This window comes from Streptococcus saliviloxodontae, from assembly GCF_016908655.1.
Lineage (GTDB): Bacteria > Bacillota > Bacilli > Lactobacillales > Streptococcaceae > Streptococcus > Streptococcus saliviloxodontae.
Genome location: NZ_JAFBEI010000064.1, coordinates 1 through 3,953 on the forward strand (window position 1 = coordinate 1; position 3,953 = coordinate 3,953).

At 43.9% G+C, this 3,953-nt stretch carries 1 protein-coding gene and 1 pseudogene; both read left to right on the forward strand.

Annotated features, from left to right (window positions below):
- Positions 1-486: 486 nt before the first annotated feature.
- Positions 487-1,551, forward strand: a pseudogene (locus tag JOC31_RS10185) (DUF445 family protein); the annotation flags it as partial.
- A gap of 1,671 nt (positions 1,552-3,222) precedes the next feature.
- Positions 3,223-3,953: MucBP domain-containing protein (locus JOC31_RS09660; protein WP_205017943.1), on the forward strand; the 731-nt coding region annotated here is incomplete at its 3' end.

Below are 3,953 nucleotides of genomic sequence, written 5' to 3' on the forward strand. Positions count from 1 at the left end.
GAATCAACAAGTGAATCCGTCTCAGAATCGTTGAGTGAGTCAATTTCAGAGTCACTAAGTGAGTCGGTTTCAGAATCGCTAAGTGAGTCAGTCTCAGAATCGATGAGCGAATCGGTTTCAGAATCCTTAAGTGAATCAGTGTCCGAGTCATTGAGCGAATCAGTCTCTGAATCGCTAAGTGAGTCCGTCTCAGAATCGATGAGCGAGTCAATTTCAGAATCACTACTCGAATCCGCTTCAGAAACTTCAAGTGAGTCAATCTCAGAATCGTTGAGCGAATCAGTTTCAGAATCAATAAGTGAATCGGTCTCAGAATCGATGAGCGAGTCACTTTCAGAATCAATGAGTGAATCTGTTTCCGAATCCCTAAGCGAGTCAGTGTCCGAGTCATTGAGCGAATCGGCTTCAGAGTCATTAAGCGAATCAGTCTCTGAATCGCTAAGTGAGTCAGTATCCGAGTCATTGAGTGAGTCAATTTCAGAATCGATGAGCGAGTCCGTTTCGGAATCAATAAGTGAGTCAGTGTCCGAGTCACAAAGCGAATCAGTTTCCGAATCCTTGAGTGAGTCAATTTCCGAGTCATTGAGCGAATCGGTATCTGAATCCCTAAGTGAGTCAGTCTCAGAATCAACAAGTGAATCTGTCTCAGAATCGTTGAGCGAGTCTGTTTCCGAATCGTTAAGTGAGTCAGTGTCAGAATCCTTGAGTGAATCTGTCTCAGAATCGTTGAGCGAGTCTGTTTCCGAATCGTTAAGTGAGTCAGTGTCAGAATCCTTGAGTGAATCCGTCTCCGAGTCCTTGAGCGAATCAGTATCAGAATCCTTGAGTGAGTCCGTTTCAGAGTCATTGAGTGAATCAGTGTCTGAGTCCTTAAGTGAGTCAGTATCTGAGTCAACCAGCGAGTCCGTCTCAGAATCGTTGAGTGAGTCCGTTTCTGAGTCAATCAGCGAATCCGTCTCAGAATCGTTGAGTGAGTCCATTTCAGAATCATTAAGCGAGTCGGTTTCCGAGTCAACCAGCGAATCCGTATCTGAGTCCTTGAGTGAGTCAGTGTCCGAGTCATTAAGCGAATCCATCTCCGAATCGATGAGCGAGTCAGTTTCAGAATCATTAAGCGAGTCCGTCTCCGAATCGATGAGCGAGTCAGTTTCAGAGTCGCTAAGTGAATCGGTTTCCGAGTCCTTGAGTGAGTCAGTGTCCGAGTCAATAAGTGAATCGGTCTCCGAGTCCTTGAGTGAGTCAATTTCCGAATCGATGAGCGAGTCAATCTCCGAATCAATCAGTGAATCAGTGTCAGAGTCCCTGAGCGAGTCAGTCTCCGAGTCAACCAGCGAGTCAGTGTCTGAGTCATTGAGCGAATCAGTGTCAGAATCCCTCAGCGAGTCGGTTTCCGAGTCATTAAGCGAGTCAATTTCAGAATCCCTAAGCGAATCAGTTTCTGAATCCTTGAGTGAGTCCGTCTCAGAATCGCTAAGTGAATCCGTCTCAGAATCGACAAGTGAGTCCATTTCCGAATCAATGAGCGAATCGGTTTCCGAGTCCTTGAGTGAGTCAATTTCAGAATCCCTCAGCGAATCAGTGTCAGAATCGATCAGTGAGTCAATTTCAGAATCATTAAGTGAGTCAGTGTCAGAGTCACAAAGCGAATCAGTTTCAGAATCGCTAAGTGAGTCAATCTCAGAATCAACAAGTGAATCCGTCTCAGAATCGTTGAGTGAGTCAGTGTCAGAATCAATGAGCGAATCGGCTTCAGAGTCATTAAGCGAATCGGTCTCAGAATCGTTGAGTGAGTCAGTGTCAGAGTCGTTAAGCGAATCGGTCTCAGAATCGTTAAGTGAGTCAGTGTCAGAGTCATTAAGCGAATCAGTATCTGAATCCCTAAGTGAGTCAGTATCTGAGTCATTGAGTGAATCAGTTTCAGAATCGATGAGCGAGTCAGTGTCAGAGTCATTAAGCGAATCAGTATCAGAATCGTTGAGTGAGTCAATCTCAGAATCCCTAAGTGAGTCAGTATCCGAGTCATTGAGCGAATCAGTTTCAGAATCGTTGAGCGAGTCAGTATCTGAATCCCTAAGTGAGTCAATCTCAGAATCAACAAGTGAATCCGTCTCAGAATCATTAAGCGAGTCAGTTTCTGAGTCAATAAGCGAATCAGTTTCAGAGTCACAAAGTGAGTCCGTCTCAGAATCAACAAGTGACTCCGTGTCAGAATCGCTAAGTGAGTCAGTTTCCGAGTCCACAAGTGAATCGGTGTCAGAATCGTTGAGTGAGTCAATCTCAGAATCCCTAAGTGAGTCAATCTCAGAATCATTGAGCGAATCGGCTTCCGAGTCATTAAGCGAATCAGTATCTGAATCGCTAAGTGAGTCAATTTCAGAATCGATGAGCGAGTCAGTGTCAGAGTCATTGAGCGAATCAGTCTCAGAATCGTTAAGTGAGTCAGTGTCCGAGTCATTAAGCGAATCAGTTTCAGAATCCTTGAGTGAATCAGTATCCGAGTCATTGAGCGAATCAGTCTCTGAATCGCTAAGTGAGTCAGTATCCGAGTCACAAAGCGAATCCGTTTCAGAATCGTTAAGCGAGTCAATTTCAGAATCGATGAGCGAGTCAGTTTCTGAGTCAACAAGCGAATCAGTGTCTGAATCGATCAGTGAGTCCATTTCCGAATCATTAAGCGAGTCAGTCTCAGAATCCCTAAGCGAATCCGTTTCTGAGTCAACAAGTGAGTCCGTCTCAGAATCGATGAGCGAATCGGTTTCCGAGTCATTAAGCGAATCCGTCTCAGAATCGTTAAGTGAGTCAATCTCAGAATCATTGAGCGAATCGGCTTCCGAGTCATTGAGTGAATCAGTTTCAGAATCGATGAGCGAGTCAGTGTCAGAGTCATTGAGCGAATCCGTCTCAGAATCGTTAAGTGAGTCAGTGTCAGAGTCATTGAGTGAATCAGTCTCAGAATCGTTAAGTGAGTCAGTGTCAGAGTCATTGAGCGAATCCGTCTCAGAATCGTTAAGTGAGTCAGTGTCCGAGTCATTAAGCGAATCAGTTTCAGAATCCTTGAGTGAATCAGTTTCAGAATCGTTGAGCGAGTCAGAGTCAGAGTCATTGAGCGAATCCGTCTCAGAATCGTTAAGTGAGTCAGTGTCAGAGTCATTAAGCGAATCAGTTTCTGAGTCAACAAGTGAATCCATTTCCGAGTCCTTGAGCGAGTCAATCTCAGAATCAATGAGCGAATCAGTCTCAGAATCGTTGAGTGAGTCAGTTTCAGAATCCCTTTCAAGTTCAGAGTCAGCAAGTGCATCAAGCAGTTCTGTTCATTCAGAGTCACAAACACCTCAAAAACCGAAAGGTGACGTGGTAGTTCACTACGTTGACGAATCAGGAAACGTGATCAAGAATCCGGTAGTTGATACACCAACAAGTGATGTTGATACACCTTATGACACAACAGATAACAAACCACGTATTATTGAGTTTAATGGTAAGAAGTATGAAATTATCCCAACTAAGACTCAAGGTAATGAAACTGGTAAAGTAGTAGAAGGTCGCACAGAGATCACCTACGTGTACCGAGAAGTAGTTACACCGAAAGGTGACGTGGTAGTTCACTACGTTGACGAATCAGGAAATGTTATCAAGAATCCGGTAGTTGATACACCAACAAGTGATGTTGATACACCTTATGACACAACAGATAACAAACCACGTATTATTGAGTTTAATGGTAAGAAGTATGAAATTATCCCAACTAAGACTCAAGGTAATGAAACTGGTAAAGTAGTAGAAGGTCGCACAGAGATCACCTACGTGTACCGAGAAGTAGTTACACCGAAAGGTGACGTGGTAGTTCACTACGTTGACGAATCAGGAAATGTTATCAAGAATCCGGTAGTTGATACACCAACAAGTGATGTTGATACACCTTATGACACAACAGATAACAAACCACGTATTAT